Consider the following 16,091-nt stretch of genomic DNA (forward strand, 5'->3'; position numbering starts at 1 on the left):
GTCCTTCGCCGAAAGCGGACAGGCGGGCGCCGCGCCCGCCGATTCCGGATAGCCGGACGCGGCCGCGCCGCGGATAATGGCGCAACGGCGTCGGCCCGGCCGTCGCCTGCTCAACGCGCACGGCGAACCTGCTTCCCGCGCATCCGCAACCCGATCCAGGCGCTCCCCGAATGACGATCCTCTATCGCGGCATGGACCGCGCGGCGCTCGATGCCGCGTACCTGAACACGAAGGCCGTTCCCGATTTCCCGGCGCTGCTCGCGTCATGCCAGGCGCGCAGCGCCGCGTTGTACGACGCGACGCCCGGCCGCCGCGACCTGCGCTACGGCGCGCAGCCCGCGCAACGCTTCGACTGGTTGTCGTGCGGGCAGGCCGGTGCGCCGCTGTTCGTGTTCATTCACGGCGGCTACTGGCAGCACTGCACGAAAGCGGATTTCGCGTATGCGGCGAGCGGGCCGCTCGCCTGCGGCTTCGACGTCATCCTGGCCGAATATACGCTCGCGCCCGTCGCGACGATGACCGGCATCGTCGCCGAAATCGGCATGCTGCTCGATCATCTCGCCGCCGACCCCGACCGCCTCGGCACCGCGCGACGCCCGATCCACCTGAGCGGCCACTCGGCTGGCGGCCACCTGACGGCCATGCATCGCGCGCATCCGGCCGTCGTGTCGGCGCTCGCGATCAGCCCGCTCGTCGATCTCGAACCGATTTCGCTGTGCTGCCTGAACGACAAGCTGCAGCTCACCGCGCACGAAGTCGACGCGTACAGTCCGCTGCGTCATGTCGGGCCCGGCGCGCCGACCGTCGTTGCGGTCGGCGACGCCGAACTGCCCGAACTCATCCGGCAGGCGGACGAATACGCGACGGCATGCGAAGCGGCCGGCGAACGGATCGCGCGCGTCTGGCTGCCCGGCATGCAGCACTTCGCGGTGCTCGACGATCTCGCGCGGCCGGACGGGGCGATGCTCGCCGCGCTGCGGTCGATCACGCCGCGCTAGCCGCAGTGCTTCACACCCGCACGGCCGGCGTATGATCGGCGTCAGGCCGTCGCGGCAACGTGTGCGCCGCACGGTTTTCCCAGGACCCACGACATGGTGAACCCGCTTCATTTCGATCTGCAGTCGCTGCGCGTGTTCGCGCTCGTCGCCGAGCACGGCAGCCTGACGAAGGCGGCCGAGCATGGCCAGCTCACGCTGTCCGCGGTCAGCAAGCGCATCGCCGAACTCGAAAACGTGACCGGCAGCGCGCTGTTCGTCCGGCATGCGCGGGGCGTCGAGCTGACGCCCGCGGGCCGTGCGCTGCTCGAGCATGCGGCGAAGGTGATCGAGCAGGTCAACCGGATGGCGCACGAGATGAGCGACTACGCCGCCGGCGTGCGCGGGCACATCCACGTGTGGACCAACACGTCCGCGATCGTCCAGTTCCTGCCCGCCGATCTCGCCGCGTTCCTCACCGACAACCCGGGTATCAAGGTGAGTCTCGAGGAGCGGCTGAGCCACGAGATCGTCGACGCGCTCGCGTCCGGCAAGGCCGATCTCGGCGTGTTCGCCGACAACGTGCCGGCACCCGGCATCGATCGGCGGCTGTACCGACGCGACGAGCTGGTGCTGCTCGTGCCGCGCACGCACCGGTTCGCCACGCGCGACAGCATCCGCTTCGCGGAGACGCTCGACGAGGACTACGTCGGCCTGAGCGACGGCAGTTCGCTGCTCGCGCGCATGACCGACGCCGCGTTCGCGGCCGAGCGCTCGCTGAAGCTGCGGATCCAGGTATCGAATTTCGACGGCGTGAGCCGAATGATCGAGGCTGGGCTCGGTATCGGCGTACTGCCGCGCGAGGCGGTGACGGGCGAACGCGCGGCCCGGCTCGGCGTCGTGAAACTCGACGACGCGTGGGCGACGCGCACGCTGTGGGTCGGCGTAAAGGCGGGCAGCGTGTTGACCACCGATATCGCGAAACTGTTCGATTTCATGTCGGCGCGGTGAAGGCGCCGGCACGACGAAACACGGGGCGCGCGCCTGCCTACCCCGGCCCCGTCACCGCATTACACCGGATTGATCTCGTCCTGGCTGCGCCGCGTGGTCAGCGGCCCGAGCACGCGCAGCGTCACCGCCACGATACCGAGCGCGACCGAAATCACACCGAACATCGCACCCGCGCCGTAGTTGCCGAGCACCGGCAGCAGCACGAACGGCAAGACGCCGCTGACGATGCGCGACAGCGCATAGGTACTGCCGATCGCCGTCGAGCGCACGCGTGCCGGGAAGATTTCCGCCTGGTACACGTGATACGCATTGCTGAACACGTTCGACGCGCAGGTCGTCAGGAACCCGAAGCCGACGATCAGCACGGTATGGCCGGAATACGCGAAGCACAGCCCGAATACCGCGATCGACAGGATCGACACGATCACGAGCGTGCGGCGCTCGATCCAGTTCAGCAGCGGAATCGACAGTAGCGAACCGATCGGGTAGCCGATGAACGACAGCGCGATGAACAGCGTGCTGTCCGTCACGTCGAAACCGCGGCTCTTCACGACCGTGCCGGCCAGCGTACCGAACCCGTAGTAGCCGAAGCCCTGGAACAGGTGAAAGATCGCGAGCATCAGGTAGCGCGCGCCGTAGGGCTCACGACGCAGCAGCGCGATGCGCTCGCGGAGGCCGAGCGGCCGCTGCGGCTCGACCGGCTCCGCGAACTGCTCGGGCACGCGCACGCCGGCGCCGTCCGCGAAACGCCGCAACGCCGCGTGCGCGTCGGCGGTGCGGCCCTGCGCGAGCAGCCAGCGCGGGCTCTCGGGCAAGCGGTGCTGGACGAGCAGCACGTACACGGCGCCGAGACTGCCGATCGCGAGGATGATGCGCCAGCCGGCCACACCGGCCACATGCAGCGGGTTCAGCCACAGCGCGAGGAAGCCGACGAGCGGCACCGCGACGTAGGAAGTCGTATAGGCCCACGCGGCGAGCCGCCCGCGTTTTTCCTTCGGCAGGATCTCGGACAGGAAGCTGTCGGCGACCGGATAGATCGCGCCGACGCCGATACCCGTCAGGAACCGGCATGCGACGAGCATGTCGGCGTTCACCGAAAATGCGCCGACCAGCGAAAACGCGCTGTACCACGCGAGCGTCAGCAGGAACGCCTTGCGCCGGCCGATGCGGTCGGCGAGGCTGCCCAGGCACATCGCGCCGACGAACATGCCGATGAAGGCCGACGCCAGCAGCAGCTTGAAATCGGCGCTTTGCCGGCTCAGCCCGTATTCGTTCTGCAGCGCGGAGCCGATCGTGCTGACGAGGAAGATCTCGTACATGTCGAAGAACAGCCCGATGCCGATCACCCAGACGACGAACCGGTGCAATGCGCCGACCGGCAGGTCGTCCATGAAATCGCCGAGCGTGACGCGACGGGCGGCAGGGGCCGCCGCATCGGCGCCGACGCCGGAGGAAGCGGCCGGCAGTCGGGCGGACGCGGGGCCGCCGAGATCGAGGGATGGGCTGTTCATCGTGTCTCCTGATTGTCGATATGCCGTGGCGCGCGGCCCGGCCGTTCGCAGCCGGCGTGACGCGCCCGGCCGCACGACGCGGCGGCAGGCATCGCAAGGCCCTCAAAGGGCCGGACATGCGCGCTGCACCGATCGTCCGACACATGGTGGGCATATCGGCGGCGCGTGATAATTGCGGATGCTTCAAGCATCCTTTCCCGGGCAGAAAGGGTAGGGCGCGTGCGGCGGCCCGGATTCGCGCAGCGGGCCGCTGCGGCTTGCGCGGCACGTGATGCCGCGCCGGCAACGGTGTGCCCGCGCAGTCGAGCGGACCGGGAAAACCATGAGGCTTCGGCCGTCAGACCGCGCCGCGCATGGCTGCGAGAATCATGCTCGCGGAAAACACGACGGAGCGGTCGCGCGCCGGTGCGCCGCATGTCTGCGCGGCACACCGGCGACGTACATCATTTCTCAACTCGCGATGACGATGAATGCCGTCAGCGCGATCGGGAACAGTGCGAGGCCCAGCAGGCCCAGCGCGCCGTCCGCCGCCATCGTGATCGGCGACAGCGCGAGCTTCGCGCCCTTGCCGAGCATCGACGGCCGCTCGACGACCTCGACGTCGTACGCATGATTGAACGCCTGCGGGAGCGTCGCCGGCGTGACGTCGTTCGGCTGGTAACGCTTGCCGCTGATCGTGCCGCTCTCCGTCAACTGGTGGCGCTGGTCCTTGAAACCGTCGGCGAGCGCGCGCTCGCGAAGCTCGGAGCCAGGCGGCGCGTCCTCGCGCGAAAGCCGCAGCACGTAACGCCCGGCGATCTGGTCGCCATGCGTCTCGAAATCGTAGAAATCGGTATACAGCTTCGGGCGATAGGGCGCCGTGAGGTTGACGGCAAGCGCCGGCGGCACATCGAAGATGTAGTGATACCGCTTGCCGATCACGACAAGTTTCTTCCCGTCCGCGCTGATCAGAAACGCCGACAGCGTTTCCCGGTATTCCGGATCCTTCATCATGCGATCGGTGACGGGGCCGATGCTGACGTCGGTGCAGCCGGTCAGCATGCCGGCCGCCGCCACGGCGGGCAGCGCGAGGAATGTTCTTCTTTTCATAGGTGCTGTAGTTGTGTTGTTGGTTATTCAGCGCAACCGCTTGAATGTCGGGCCCGGCGTTCGAGGAACGCGGTGCCCTGACGGCCGTCCGTGCGGTTTCTTCGCTCGCGCATTGCAGGGCCAAATCAGCGATATGGCATCCCCGCGGCCGGACGGCTTGCCCGCGTGCGGTAGACTGCACGCTCGCTTGCCCGCCGCCCATTACACGACCGCCCGCGCCCCGCACACACGCCATGGATCGAATCGATGCGATGAAGGTGTTCGTCGCCACGCTGGACGAGGGCAGCCTCGCGGGCGCGGGCCGACGGCTTGGCCGGTCGCCGGCGGCAGTCAGCCGCGCGATCGCGTTTCTCGAGGAACACACCGGCACCGCGCTGCTGTACCGCACCACCCGGACGATCCGACTGAGCGAGGCCGGCGAACGCTACGCGGCCGCGTGCCGCCGCATCCTGTCGGATCTGGAAGAGGCCGACATGCTGGTTGCCGACGAACGCGCCGCGCCGCGCGGCATGCTGACGGTCACCGCGCCGGTCGCCGCCGGCGAGGACGTGCTGCGTGCACTGCTCGATGCATTCATCGAACGCCATCCGGCCGTGTCGATCCGCCTGCAACTGCTCGACCGTCCCGTCAGCCTCGTCGACGAAGGGATGGACGTCGCGCTGCGCATCGCGCACCTGTCCGATTCGACGCTCGTCGCGATTCCGGTCGGCTCCGTGCGGCGGGTCGTGGTTGCATCCCCCGCTTACCTCGCGAAGCATCCGGCCATCGACGCACCGGCCGATCTCGCGCGGCACCGGATCATCTCGATGACGCACTTCGGGCTTGACTCGTGGAGCTTCCCGCCGGCGGCGCCGTCGGCACTGCCGCAGGTCGTCCAGTTCGCGCCGCGCTTCATCATCAACACGATCCGCGGCGCGGTCGCGTCGGCCGTCGCCGGCCACGGCGTCACGCGGCTCTTTTCGTATCACGTCGCCGAACAGGTACGCGACGGCACGCTGCGAATCGTGCTGCGCGACAGCGAGCATGCGCCGCTACCCATCCATCTCGTGACGCCGTACGGGCGGCTGTCGGTCCCCAAGGTACGTGCGTTCGTCGATTTCGCGGCGCCGCGCCTGCGGGAGCATTTCTCGCGGCTGGCGGCCATCACCGACGGAGATTGAACCGCCATGCGGAAGAATGACTTTCGCACGACGGCGATTCTCCCGGCATTCGACTCAATCTAGACTTTCCTCGACCGACGGACGCGCCTGGCGTCCGTCCAGCGAATGGAGGTCGACATGCATCGGGCACTTCCGGATCAACCGCGCGGGCGCGCAGTCCACGCGTCGCCCGGCACGGCGGGCGCGACGCCTGCGGCGAGGGCGCGATGAGCACGACCGTCCACGCACCGGCCGCCGCGCGCGCCGAGCGTCCGGCCGTCAGCTATGCCGAACGCAACCTGCGCTACTGGCGGCGCAATCTCGCCGTCTGCGTGTTCGGGTCGTTCACGACGCTCGTCAGCCTGAGCATGCTGCTGCCGTTCTTGCCGCTGTACGTGCGGCAGCTCGGCGTCGACGCGCAGTCGGCCGTCATCCAGTGGTCGGGCGTCGCGTTCGGTGCGACGTTTCTCGGCACGGCCGCCACCGCGCCGCTGTGGGGCCGCCTCGCGGACCGCTTCGGCCGCAAGCCGATGCTCGTGCGCGCGGCGATCGGAATGGCGATCGTGATGTCGCTGATCGGCGTCGCGCACAACGTGGTCGAACTGGTCGCGCTGCGGTTGATCGCAGGGCTCGTCGGCGGCTACGCGTCGGCGTCGACCGTGATGGTCGGCACGCAGGCGCCGCGCGAACGCGCGGGCTGGGCGCTCGGCATGCTGTCGACCGGCGCGCTCGCGGGCAATCTGGTCGGCCCGCTCGTCGGCGGATTGCTGCCCGGCTGGGTCGGCATTCGCGGCACCTTCTTCGCCGGCGGCGCGATGATCGCCGTCGCCGCGCTGCTGACGATCTTCGTCGTGAAGGAGGACTTCCACGCGGGCACCGACGCGCAAGCCCGCAGCGCCGGCACGGCCACCGGCACGACGCACCGGACGAATCGCGCAGCGGTCGCCGCCTTGCTGGTGACGGCGATGATGGTGCTGCTCGCGAACATGTCGATCGAGCCGATCATCACGGTCTATATCGGCGGACTCGGCGTCGCCGGTGCCTCTCTCGCGCGGGTCGCCGGCGTCGTCATGGCGTGTTCGGCGCTCGGCAGCATGCTGACCGCCGCGCGGCTCGGCGCGCTCGCCGACCGGATCGGCAGCTGGAACGTGATCGTCGGCTGCCTGCTGCTGACCGCGCTCGCGATGGTGCCGCAAGCGTTCGTCACGCACTGGTGGCAACTTGCCGCGCTGCGCGGACTGATGGGCATGACGCTCGCGGGGCTGCTGCCGTCGATCGGCAAGCTCGTGCGGCAATCGGTCGACGAGCGCTCGACGGGGCAGATGCTCGGCTACCTGCAGTCCGCACAGTTCAGCGGGCAGGTGATTGGCCCCGTGATCGGCGGGCAGATCGGCGTCGCATTCGGCCTGCATTCGGTGTTCTTCGTGACAGGCGCGCTGCTGGCCGCTTGCGCCGGGCTCGCGCACTGGGCACGCGGCCGCTAGCCGCCGGCCCGCGGGCCGACGTCTGGCGTAGGATGGATAGCGTTGCCGGTACCGCATCCGGACGCAGGCAGCACCGCACGGGCGCCCACCTTTTTCTCGTGACCGGTGCGCGCGAAGCACGACTTGCACGCGCCGGGCCGAACCGGACTCACGCGCGTCGGCGCGCAGGCGACCGGCGCCTTTCGATCACGGCTATGGGGAGACAAGCGACATGAATCAACCGACCGACAACCGGGCGCTGTTGCGCACGCTCGGTATCCGCGCACCGATCGTCCAGGCGCCGATGGCCGGCGTCAGCACGCCGGCGCTGGCCGCCGCCGTGTCGAACGCCGGCGGGCTCGGCTCGCTCGGTGTCGGCGCGACGCATGCCGACGGCGCACGCAAGATGATCCGCGAGACACGCGCGCTGACCGACCGCCCATTCAACATCAACGTGTTCTGCCATGCCCCGGCCCGCGCGGACGCAGCCGTCGAACGCGCGTGGCTCGACTGGCTCGCGCCGGCGTTCCGCGAATACGGCGCGACGCCGCCCGCGTCGCTGTCGGAGATCTATACAAGCTTCGTCGCGGACGATGCGATGCAGGCGATGCTCGTCGAGGAGAAACCGGCCGTCGTCAGCTTCCATTTCGGGCTGCCGCCAGCGGACGTGATCGCCGCGCTGAAACGCGCGGGCATCACGCTGTTCGCGACCGCGACGCATCTCAACGAGGCACGGCAGATTGCCGCCGCCAGCATCGATGCGATCGTCGCGCAGGGCATCGAAGCCGGCGGGCATCGCGGCGTGTTCGATTCGACCGCGCATGACGATCGCCTCGGCACGTTCGCGCTGACCCGCCTGATCGTGCGCGAATGCGCGCTGCCCGTGATCGCCGCCGGCGGCATCATGGACGGCGCAGGCATTGCCGCCGCGCTCGCGCTCGGCGCGCAGGCCGCGCAGCTCGGCACCGCGTTCGTCGCGTGCCCGGAGACGTCGATCGACGACGGCTATCGCCGCGCGATCCTCGGCGACGCGGCGCGCCGCACGACGTTGACGGCCGCGATCTCGGGCCGAGCCGCACGCGGCATCGCGAACCGGCTGACCGCGCTCGGCGACGATCCGCACGCGCCGGCCACGCCCGCGTATCCGATCGCCTACGACGCGGGCAAGGCGTTGCATGCGGCCGCGAAGGCGAAGGGCGAATTCGGCTACGGCGCGCAGTGGGCCGGGCAGGCGGCGCCGCTCGTGCGCACGCTGCCGGCCGCCGAGTTGTTCGCCGCACTCGAAAGCGAAGCGCGGGCGGCGATCGAGCGGCTTCGGCACGCGCTGGCCTGATCGCGCGCACCACGGATTTGCAAGGCTTTGTATCGGCACGAACTGCAGATACAGAGCGATACAACGGCCCCGCGCGGCTTCGCTATAAAGCAGGCATGACCGCTTCCGGAGTCCATCATGTCTGCAACGTGGTTCAAGGGATCCTGCCATTGCGGGGCCGTCAAATTCGAAGTCAGGGCGGCCATTACGCCGGCCGTTCGCTGCAACTGCAGCCTGTGCCGCCGCCGCGGCGCGCTGATGAGCCCGATGTTCGCCGCCGCCTGTCTGACCATCGTCGAAGGCGAGGACGTGCTGACGTGCTACCGCTTCAACACGCGCACGGCCCGTCACTATTTCTGCAGCCGGTGCGGCGTCTATCCGTTCCATCAGACGCGCAAGGACCCGGCATGCTGGCGCGTCAATCTCGGCTGCCTCGACGGCGTCGATCCGTATGCGCTCGACGCGACGGTCGCCAACGGGGCAAGCCTGTCGGTCGTGGAGGACGCATGAAACGCTGGCTGATGATCCTGCTGTTTGCCGCAGGCGGGCTCGTGACTGAAATCGCGCATCCGGTGCAATGCTCGCTGCTGTCGGTCAGCCGTCAGCAGACCGGCAAGCGCCGCGGGCACGGCTGAGGCCGCACCGGTTCATCGAGACCGATTATCATGCTTCCGATAAGATCGCATGCGATATATAATGCGGTTGTCTGCGACCGTTCGCGTCGCTGGAGGAAGCCCATGAAACCGACCGAAGCCTCATCGCCCGCCACGCCGAAGCTGTCCGAGTTCCTTTGCTTTGCGATCTACTCGGCGAATCTCGCGTTCGGCAAGGCCTACAAGCCGATCCTCGACGAGCTCGGCCTCACGTATACGCAATACATCACGATCATCGCACTGTGGGAGCAGGACAACCAGACCGTCGGCCAGCTCGGCGAGAAGCTGTTCCTAGAATCCAATACGCTGACGCCGATCCTGAAGAAGCTCGAAGCGATGGGCTACCTGGAGCGGCACCGCGACCCGTCCGACGAACGCCAGGTGCTCGTCAGCCTGACGAAAAGCGGCCGCCGCGTGCGCGAGAAGGGGCTCGACATGAATCTGGTCGAAGCCACCGGATTGAAGCCGGACGAATTCGCGAAGGTGCAGAAGGCGATCGTCACGCTGCGCGGCAACCTGATCCGTTCGACCGAAGAAGCATGAGACGATGAACCGCCGGCGGCCGGCGCGTGCATCGCGCCGGCCGCGTCGTCATGCGTGCGCGTCGCCCAGCACCAGCAGGCGCATCTCGCGGCGCACGACGAAACCGAGCGCGACATAGCGCTCGATCGCCACCTGGTTCGTTGTGAGGACGTGCAGGAAAGGCGTTTCCGCGCGCGCACCGATCGACGCGATCAACGACCGGATCAGGCGCGCCGCAAGGCCTTGCCGCCGAAACGCGGCATCCACGCACACGGCGCTGATCTCCGTATACCCGTCGACCCGCATCCGCTCGCCAGCCATCGCGGCGAGCCGGCCTGCGCTGCGCACGCCGATGTAGCGGCCAAGCTCGACCGTGCGCGGGCCGAACGGGCCCGGCTGCGCCGCCGTGGTCAGCGCGAGCATGTCCGGCACATCGGCTTCGCCGAGCGTCACATGCTCCGATTCGTCGGCCGGATCGGGCGCGCCTTGCCAGACCATTTGCAGTAGTGTCGCGCGCCGGACGACCGCCCATCCCGCCGGCGGCTCGATTTCGTCCGGCGTGACGAGGGCCGCTGGCCCGTGCGCGGCGACCAGTTCGCGCAGCGCGTCGAACGAAGCCGCGCTCGTGTCGGCGATCGCGGCGAATGGCGCAATGGCCGACGGAAACCGCCACGCGCGGTCATTGCCGAGCGCCAGGTGGCGCTGCTTGCCCGTCAGTGCGTTCCAGGCGACCCGATCGAGCACGTGTGTATCGCCTGTCGCGTTTCCGGTCGTGGCATCCGGCATCGGCTGCTCCTCGAATGAAGATGGGGGACGCACAGCATAGACCGGATGCGCGAGGCAGGTAGCAGCGTCGATCCAGACACCGGCTTCCCTATGACAAAAGCGCATGCGATTACATCGCATGCGCTTTATAAGGCGATAGAGGGCGACCGTTTTCGTCGTGCCGCGCTCAATGGCCGAAATAAACCGAGCGCCCGGCCATGCGAACCCCGTCGCGGCTGCCCGACTGCGCCGCGCCGCTCGCGTCGCTGCCGTATCCGGCTGCCTGCGTGTCGGCCGCATCGGCGCCATTGTCGTGAATCCGGCTCAGCGCCGCCTGGATATTGTCCGGATAGTTCGGGTCGTTGGGGCGGTTCGGCAGGTAGCCGGCCGTTTGCAGCGCGACCAGTTCCGCACGCACCTGCGCGCGCGTGACGGTGCTTTCGCTGGCGAACGCCGGCGCGGCGGCGGAGGTCGACACGGCGACGAGAAGGGCTGCGATCAGTTGGGTCTTCATCATTTACCTCGACAGGGAAACAGGCATTCAGGGGTTGCGTACCGTACGCCGGCCATCGGCGCCGTTCGCGGTTTCATTCAGTGACCGAAGTAGATCGAACGTTCGGCGATGCGCGTCGCGGGCCGGCTGCCCGACTGCGCCGCGGCGGCAGCGTCGGGGCCATAACCCGACGACGCCGACGTGTCGGCCGCCACGGCGTCGTTCGCGTGAACGCGCGTCAATGCGGCCTGCAGGTCGTCCGGGTAATGCGGATCGTTCGCCCGGCCGGGACCGTAACCGGCCTGTTCGAGCTGGACGAGTTCGGCGCGCACCTGCGCGCGGGACACGGCGGCCTGGTCGGCGAACGCCGGGGCGGCGGCGGAAGCGGAAACGGCGACGAGCAGCGCAGCGATCAATTGGGTTTTCATCATTCACCTCGACAATCTGGAAACGGGAAAGGATTCAGAGTTCGCACACCGGCGCGCCGCTCAATGACCGAAGTACACCGAGCGCGCGGCCACGCTGAGCGCGGGCCGGCGGCCGGATTGCGTCGCGGCGTCGCCGTTGCTGCCGTAGCCGGACGCCGGCACGTGGGCAACGACGGCATCGTCGGCATGGATCTGCGTGAGCGCGGCCTGCAGATCGTTCGGATAGGTCGCGTCGGACGCACGGTTCAGCGGATAGCCGGCCTGTTGAAGCTGGGCAAGCTCGGCGCGTACCTGTGCACGCGTCACGGCGGTTTCGTTGGCGAACGCCGGGGCGGCAACGGTGGCCGAGACGGCGACGAGCAGGGCAGCGATCAATTGGACTTTCATCATTCACCTCGATAGAAAAGAAATCGGAAATTCGGGCGGGCGGCGTTCGGCCGCCCAATACGACGTTCAGGCGATGCGGATGTCGACGTCGATGTTGCCGCGCGTCGCCTTCGAGTACGGGCAGGTCTGGTGCGCGGCGTCGACGATCCGTTGCGCGACGTCGCGGTCGAGCCCCGGCACGCTCACGTTCAGCCGGGCCTGCAAGAAATACGCGTTGCCGCCGGTGCCGAGATCCACTTCGGCGTCGACCGCGAGATCGGCCGGCAGCGTCACCTTCGCGGCACGCGCCGCAAGCTGCATCGCGCCGATGAAACAGGCCGACCAGCCGGCGGCGAACAGCTGTTCCGGGTTGGTGCCGGTGCCGGCGCTGCCCGGCGACGACAGCTGGATGTCGAGGCGGCCGTCGGAACTGCGCGCCGCGCCGTCGCGGCCGCCGGAAGTCGTATGCGTCTTGCCCGTGTACAGCACTGTTTCGATCTTGCTCATCATTGGCTCCGTCAGTGGGGTTTGTTTCAGATGCGATTCGATCGCATGCGATGCAGTTTGGTCGAGATGATTTCCCTAGTCAAGCGCATTCGATTAAATCGCATGCGATATTTTGTATTTCAATGTATCTGGCACGTGTCGCGCCTTTCCGACGATCGCGCCCTGATACCGAGCAGATCGGCAAACGTGCCGGATTCCGGGCAGGGCACACGAAAACGCCCGGGAGACGGGATGACCGCCCCGCAGGGCGGCCGTTCCATCAGGCTGAGGCAATCTCGGCGATCACGACGAGGATGACGGCCGCATCGGCCGGCAACTGGCGCGGGGAGAACGCCGAACGCGCGTGTCTGGCCTTGTCGCCGAGCACGGCGGCGAACAGGTCGGACGCGCCGTCGATCACGGCCGGCTGCCCGAAAAATCCGTCGGCCGAGCTGACGTGCCCCTCGACGCGCACGATCTTGCGCAGCCGGTCGAACCCGCCCAGATGCTGGCCAGTCTGCGCGAGCACGTTTAGCGCCGCCAGCCGCGCCGCGTGCTTGCCTTCGTCGACGCTCAATTGCTCGCCGACGCGGCCGGTATAAGCGACCTTGCCGTCGACGAGCGGCAGTTGGCCCGTCGCTACGATGTCATCAAAGCGATCGAAGCGGCGCTCGAGCCGCATCGAGCCCGGTCCTTCACGATTCGCGAACTCGGCTACGGTCCCATGGATGGGTACCCGTCTCAACGCATGCCGGAGCTGGCCTACGTGACGTGGGAGCACATCAAGCTCGACAACGCGAAGGCAAATCTCGCTACCGAGACGCTCGGCCGCTTTATGCGAGTTCGTTGGCTGTCAGGTCGCGGCCGGACCGAAGCACAGTCCAGATGAGCGCCCTTACATCCAGCGGTTCTTTGGCACGATCGCCACTCGGTTGTCCTCGCGCTTGCCGGGCTACACCGGCAGCCATCCTCGCGATTTGCGTCGCGCTTTGTCGGACCCAAAGGGCAATCTGCGCTTGTTCGTGTCCTTCGACGAGCTCGAAGAGTTGGTCGAATACGCGATCGCGAGCTACAACGGCGCGCCGCACACTGGACTCAACAACGTCTCGCCGCTCAAGGCGATGGAAATGTTCGTCCGTGGCCGACACACGCTCGTGAACTGGTTGCCGGCGGCCCACCGTCGCACGCTGTGCCTGATGCAGTCGGCGAAACGCTGTCGTGTCCACGCCTATCTGAATCAGGGTACCCGACCGCATATCAACCTCTACGGTGTGCGGTATTCGAGTCCCGTTCTGGCTTGCAGCATAGGTCTCATCGGCCAGCAGCTGCTCGTCTATCTGAACGTGGACGACTTGCGCAGTGTCCGCGCGTTCCTGCTCGATGGCACCGAATTGGGTGTCCTTGACGCGCAAGGTGCGTGGCACGTCGTGCCGCACAACCTGACCTTGCGACAGGAGATTCGCAAGGCCCAAGGCCGCAAGCGTCTGCGGGCATCGCTGGATGCCCGCGGGATCGAAAAGTACATCCGAGTCAAGTTCGAGCAGGCCGGAAAACCCGTCGGGCTGCGTCCGATTTGGCGCAGGCGGCTCGCATCCTGGCGGCCGCGCCGATTGTTCGGACGCCGCCGAGACCGATGTCGACATCGATGTCCACGTCGACCGCTGTAGCCTACCCGGCTACCAGTGTCGTGCAGCCCGAAACTCCACGGGTGCGGGCACATCCGCGCAAGCTGAAGATCGGCACCGGTCAGGTAGGTTGATCCACCGTTTCCGAGAGGAGGACACCATGTCAGTCGAGGTTCCACGTCCCATCGATCCGGCGTTGCATCCCTTGGCGACCGGCAATTACCGGATCGCTACGCCGGCCATTGAGGCTTTCTACGATCTTGTCACGAAATGTTTGCGTTATCGCATCATGGGCGCGCTTATCTATGGACTGCCGCGCATTGGCAAGACCCGTACAATCGAATATCTGCGATTGCTGCTGGCCCGCGATCTGCCAAAAATCACCAGCTCCCACGCGCAGTGCGAACACAAGCCGCGGCACGCCAAAGGCCCATTCTTCGTGAACCTGCTCGAGGCGGTCGGAGACCATAACCCGAACGCAGGCGTCGGTTCGGCCAAGCGCATGCGTTTGACGTTGCGCATTCGCGAAGCGGCCGCCCGCGCCGGCAGCGGTAGTGTGCTGCTGTTTTGCGACGAGGCGCAGCGGTACAACGAAAACGAGTACGAATGGTTGCGCGATGTTCACGATGCGCTCGATCGTCAGCAGATCAAGCTGTTTACGCTCCTTGTCGGCCAACAAGAACTGCTCTTCCAGAAAACCGCTCTGCAGATTGCCGGTAAGACGCAGATCGTCGCGCGCCTGATGGTGGAAGAGCTGCCGTTTTACGGGATTCGCAACGTCGACGATGTCGCGATGTGTCTGAACGGTTACGACCAGACTGCGTATCCGGAGACGAGCGGCTGGAGTTTTACGCGGTTCTATCTGCAGCAGGCTTTCGACGCCGGCTATCGCTCGCTCGATACGACCGGCCACGCCCTCGCCACGGCGTAGTGGAGCGTCGCTCCAACCGCCGCGCCTGCCGATCCTGACGCTCGACGAGCAAAAGCTGACACCGTCGATGGGCTACGTGTTCAATAAGCGCTGGCTGGATCTCTGCGAATCGCTCGTATCGATTTTGTGGAAATTCGAGAAGGTAAATGCATTACCCGGCCACGTTGTGGCGCGTGTGATGGGTCCCGACATCGATCCGTACGAGGGCGTAGTACCGCAGCTCGGGGGTGTCAGCGTTGCGCGACTGCACAGCGTCCTCGGTATTCCCTATGCGTCGCTCGAGATCGGGCTGCTGCACCCGAGTCAGCGGCGCCAATACAGCTCGCTGTTTCGTCACTGCCGCAGATGTATTGCGCGCGACTATCATAGCGTGGTGCACCAGATGCTGAAATTCAACACCTGTCCGGCTCATTATCGGCAACTGGAAACCGCGTGCCGCCGCTGTGGCTACGAGGCCCCCTACGTCGTGAATGTTCGGCTGCTCGAGTCGCCGTATCGATGCGCGTTCTGTGGTGGCAGTTACGGAGGCGGCGGTTGGTCGCCAGACAGGGCTCGCCCGATGAAGTCTGAGTACCGCAAGGCGTTGACGCGACGCTATTACGAACGACACTTGGGATAGCCCGGCGCTGTCCGGATGGATCGTGAAGCCCGTCGACACGCATTGGAAAGATCCGCTTAAGGTTGCGCCGCCTGCTGTCCTCGACAAGAGAAATCCCATGGGCAAGAAGATCACTTCGCAGATCACGAAACCAACGTTGCCGCTCGCAACCCTGCCGATTGCCTCCGCACCTATGTTCAGGCGCGCGTGCTCGGAATGCGTGATTTTCGAGTTGCGTTGCAAAGGGACTCAGATCTGCCTCTACGCATGGGACATCGCATTGTTCCCAGACGCGACGATGCGTGAGCAACAAGTCGAACAATTGTGGCAAACCTGCGAGCCGTTGACACCCGAACAGGCGTCGCAGGACATGGCAGCCAGTTTCACGCGTGACGTCCGGACGCTGGTCGCGCCTCAAGCGAGAGCTGTTGCCGGACGTGATCACCTTCGTTGACAGCGTTCGACTCGAAGCGATCGACGACAAAGCTGATCGACTCGTGGTGACGACCTCGGTTGGGGAAGAAGCGCGCTTAGCTCATTTCAATCCCGATTTCACGGGAACGCCGTCATTCGGGCGACGCCTGTATCGCTTGCGCGACTGGACTGACGATCTTGCCGATTGGGTGGATCGGCTGCGTCGCGATGGACAGTTGGCCGATAACGCAAAGCGTGAAGCCGCGGCGATTGGCGGCATGATGCGCGTCGAACTGGTCGGATGCCGCGAG

Annotated in this window: 17 protein-coding genes and 3 pseudogenes; 12 read left to right on the plus strand and 8 right to left on the minus strand. The window is 66.7% G+C overall.

Annotated features, from left to right (window positions below; translation table 11 throughout):
- Positions 1 to 170: 170 nt before the first annotated feature.
- The gene (locus AC1VVG_RS08745) at positions 171 to 998 is read left to right on the plus strand and encodes an alpha/beta hydrolase (protein ID WP_482835511.1); all 828 of its coding nucleotides are present in this window, start codon (positions 171 to 173) and stop codon (positions 996 to 998) included.
- A 93-nt stretch (positions 999 to 1,091) separates the two neighbouring features.
- Positions 1,092 to 1,985 (plus strand): LysR family transcriptional regulator, encoded by an 894-nt coding sequence (locus tag AC1VVG_RS08750; protein ID WP_069705120.1) that lies wholly within the window; start codon positions 1,092 to 1,094, stop codon positions 1,983 to 1,985.
- 59 nt (positions 1,986 to 2,044) lie between these two features.
- Here the strand turns inward: AC1VVG_RS08750 and AC1VVG_RS08755 are convergent, their stop codons facing one another.
- Positions 2,045 to 3,496, minus strand: a complete 1,452-nt coding sequence (locus AC1VVG_RS08755; RefSeq protein WP_482835512.1) for an MFS transporter — start codon at positions 3,494 to 3,496, stop codon at positions 2,045 to 2,047.
- A 450-nt stretch (positions 3,497 to 3,946) separates the two neighbouring features.
- On the minus strand, positions 3,947 to 4,585 hold the full coding sequence (locus AC1VVG_RS08760; RefSeq protein WP_482835513.1) for a 5-formyltetrahydrofolate cyclo-ligase: 639 nt from the start codon (positions 4,583 to 4,585) through the stop codon (positions 3,947 to 3,949).
- Positions 4,586 to 4,818: 233 nt separating this feature from the next.
- Between AC1VVG_RS08760 and AC1VVG_RS08765 the strand changes: the two genes are divergently transcribed.
- From AC1VVG_RS08765 to AC1VVG_RS08790, 6 genes are all read left to right on the plus strand, one after another.
- Complete coding sequence (locus AC1VVG_RS08765) at positions 4,819 to 5,745, plus strand: LysR family transcriptional regulator (RefSeq protein WP_034186867.1); 927 nt, start codon at positions 4,819 to 4,821, stop codon at positions 5,743 to 5,745.
- A 206-nt stretch (positions 5,746 to 5,951) separates the two neighbouring features.
- The gene (locus AC1VVG_RS08770) at positions 5,952 to 7,208 is read left to right on the plus strand and encodes an MFS transporter (protein WP_034186866.1); all 1,257 of its coding nucleotides are present in this window, start codon (positions 5,952 to 5,954) and stop codon (positions 7,206 to 7,208) included.
- 211 nt (positions 7,209 to 7,419) lie between these two features.
- A complete protein-coding gene (locus AC1VVG_RS08775) occupies positions 7,420 to 8,520 on the plus strand; it encodes an NAD(P)H-dependent flavin oxidoreductase (RefSeq protein ID WP_482835514.1) in 1,101 nt (366 codons plus the stop codon).
- Between the two features lie 117 nt (positions 8,521 to 8,637).
- Positions 8,638 to 9,009, plus strand: a complete 372-nt coding sequence (locus AC1VVG_RS08780) for a GFA family protein (RefSeq protein ID WP_059557666.1) — start codon at positions 8,638 to 8,640, stop codon at positions 9,007 to 9,009.
- Positions 9,006 to 9,134: a hypothetical protein gene (locus tag AC1VVG_RS08785; RefSeq protein WP_482835515.1), complete on the plus strand. Its 129-nt coding sequence runs from the start codon at positions 9,006 to 9,008 to the stop codon at positions 9,132 to 9,134. Before AC1VVG_RS08780 ends, AC1VVG_RS08785 begins: the two co-directional genes overlap by 4 nt.
- Positions 9,135 to 9,236: 102 nt before the next feature.
- On the plus strand, positions 9,237 to 9,695 hold the full coding sequence (locus AC1VVG_RS08790) for a MarR family winged helix-turn-helix transcriptional regulator (RefSeq protein WP_034186863.1): 459 nt from the start codon (positions 9,237 to 9,239) through the stop codon (positions 9,693 to 9,695).
- Between the two features lie 48 nt (positions 9,696 to 9,743).
- Here the strand turns inward: AC1VVG_RS08790 and AC1VVG_RS08795 are convergent, their stop codons facing one another.
- From AC1VVG_RS08795 to AC1VVG_RS08820, 6 genes are all read right to left on the minus strand, one after another.
- Complete coding sequence (locus AC1VVG_RS08795; RefSeq protein WP_034186862.1) at positions 9,744 to 10,460, minus strand: GNAT family N-acetyltransferase; 717 nt, start codon at positions 10,458 to 10,460, stop codon at positions 9,744 to 9,746.
- Between the two features lie 166 nt (positions 10,461 to 10,626).
- Positions 10,627 to 10,956, minus strand: coding sequence for a DUF4148 domain-containing protein (locus tag AC1VVG_RS08800; RefSeq protein ID WP_482835516.1), 330 nt, complete (start codon positions 10,954 to 10,956; stop codon positions 10,627 to 10,629).
- A 74-nt stretch (positions 10,957 to 11,030) separates the two neighbouring features.
- A complete protein-coding gene (locus AC1VVG_RS08805; protein ID WP_482835517.1) occupies positions 11,031 to 11,360 on the minus strand; it encodes a DUF4148 domain-containing protein in 330 nt (109 codons plus the stop codon).
- Between the two features lie 60 nt (positions 11,361 to 11,420).
- Positions 11,421 to 11,747, minus strand: a complete 327-nt coding sequence (locus AC1VVG_RS08810; RefSeq protein ID WP_059557853.1) for a DUF4148 domain-containing protein — start codon at positions 11,745 to 11,747, stop codon at positions 11,421 to 11,423.
- A gap of 66 nt (positions 11,748 to 11,813) precedes the next feature.
- Positions 11,814 to 12,233 carry an organic hydroperoxide resistance protein gene (locus AC1VVG_RS08815; RefSeq protein ID WP_034187020.1) on the minus strand — a complete coding sequence of 140 codons (420 nt, stop codon included), beginning with the start codon at positions 12,231 to 12,233 and terminating at the stop codon, positions 11,814 to 11,816.
- 259 nt (positions 12,234 to 12,492) lie between these two features.
- The gene (locus AC1VVG_RS08820; RefSeq protein WP_482835518.1) at positions 12,493 to 12,894 is read right to left on the minus strand and encodes a RidA family protein; all 402 of its coding nucleotides are present in this window, start codon (positions 12,892 to 12,894) and stop codon (positions 12,493 to 12,495) included.
- On the opposite strand from AC1VVG_RS08820, the pseudogene AC1VVG_RS08825 reads away from it, so the two are divergent.
- The 4 genes and pseudogenes from AC1VVG_RS08825 to AC1VVG_RS08840 all read left to right on the plus strand — a co-directional run.
- Positions 12,850 to 13,971 (plus strand): annotated as a pseudogene (locus AC1VVG_RS08825) (integrase); the annotation flags it as partial. The gene AC1VVG_RS08820 and the pseudogene AC1VVG_RS08825 overlap by 45 nt on opposite strands.
- 26 nt (positions 13,972 to 13,997) lie before the next feature.
- Positions 13,998 to 14,729, plus strand: a pseudogene (locus AC1VVG_RS08830) (AAA family ATPase); the annotation flags it as partial.
- 106 nt (positions 14,730 to 14,835) lie between these two features.
- The gene (locus AC1VVG_RS08835) at positions 14,836 to 15,387 is read left to right on the plus strand and encodes a hypothetical protein (protein ID WP_343726738.1); all 552 of its coding nucleotides are present in this window, start codon (positions 14,836 to 14,838) and stop codon (positions 15,385 to 15,387) included.
- A gap of 349 nt (positions 15,388 to 15,736) precedes the next feature.
- Positions 15,737 to 16,010: pseudogene (locus tag AC1VVG_RS08840) on the plus strand (Imm75 family immunity protein); the annotation flags it as partial.
- Positions 16,011 to 16,091: the final 81 nt, after the last annotated feature.

The sequence above is a fragment of the Burkholderia sp. L-4 genome, from assembly GCF_056856535.1.

Coding starts and splice junctions, on each gene's coding strand:
- AC1VVG_RS08765 (WP_034186867.1), top strand. CDS start 4,819: ATGGATCGAATCGATGCGATGAAGGTGTTCGTCGCCACGCTGGACGAG.
- AC1VVG_RS08835 (WP_343726738.1), top strand. CDS start 14,836: ATGGGCTACGTGTTCAATAAGCGCTGGCTGGATCTCTGCGAATCGCTC.
- AC1VVG_RS08755 (WP_482835512.1), bottom strand. CDS start 3,496: ATGAACAGCCCATCCCTCGATCTCGGCGGCCCCGCGTCCGCCCGACTG.
- AC1VVG_RS08780 (WP_059557666.1), top strand. CDS start 8,638: ATGTCTGCAACGTGGTTCAAGGGATCCTGCCATTGCGGGGCCGTCAAA.
- AC1VVG_RS08805 (WP_482835517.1), bottom strand. CDS start 11,360: ATGAAAACCCAATTGATCGCTGCGCTGCTCGTCGCCGTTTCCGCTTCC.
- AC1VVG_RS08745 (WP_482835511.1), top strand. CDS start 171: ATGACGATCCTCTATCGCGGCATGGACCGCGCGGCGCTCGATGCCGCG.
- AC1VVG_RS08800 (WP_482835516.1), bottom strand. CDS start 10,956: ATGATGAAGACCCAACTGATCGCAGCCCTTCTCGTCGCCGTGTCGACC.
- AC1VVG_RS08810 (WP_059557853.1), bottom strand. CDS start 11,747: ATGAAAGTCCAATTGATCGCTGCCCTGCTCGTCGCCGTCTCGGCCACC.
- AC1VVG_RS08790 (WP_034186863.1), top strand. CDS start 9,237: ATGAAACCGACCGAAGCCTCATCGCCCGCCACGCCGAAGCTGTCCGAG.
- AC1VVG_RS08770 (WP_034186866.1), top strand. CDS start 5,952: ATGAGCACGACCGTCCACGCACCGGCCGCCGCGCGCGCCGAGCGTCCG.
- AC1VVG_RS08815 (WP_034187020.1), bottom strand. CDS start 12,233: ATGAGCAAGATCGAAACAGTGCTGTACACGGGCAAGACGCATACGACT.
- AC1VVG_RS08785 (WP_482835515.1), top strand. CDS start 9,006: ATGAAACGCTGGCTGATGATCCTGCTGTTTGCCGCAGGCGGGCTCGTG.
- AC1VVG_RS08760 (WP_482835513.1), bottom strand. CDS start 4,585: ATGAAAAGAAGAACATTCCTCGCGCTGCCCGCCGTGGCGGCGGCCGGC.
- AC1VVG_RS08750 (WP_069705120.1), top strand. CDS start 1,092: ATGGTGAACCCGCTTCATTTCGATCTGCAGTCGCTGCGCGTGTTCGCG.
- AC1VVG_RS08820 (WP_482835518.1), bottom strand. CDS start 12,894: ATGCGGCTCGAGCGCCGCTTCGATCGCTTTGATGACATCGTAGCGACG.
- AC1VVG_RS08775 (WP_482835514.1), top strand. CDS start 7,420: ATGAATCAACCGACCGACAACCGGGCGCTGTTGCGCACGCTCGGTATC.
- AC1VVG_RS08795 (WP_034186862.1), bottom strand. CDS start 10,460: ATGCCGGATGCCACGACCGGAAACGCGACAGGCGATACACACGTGCTC.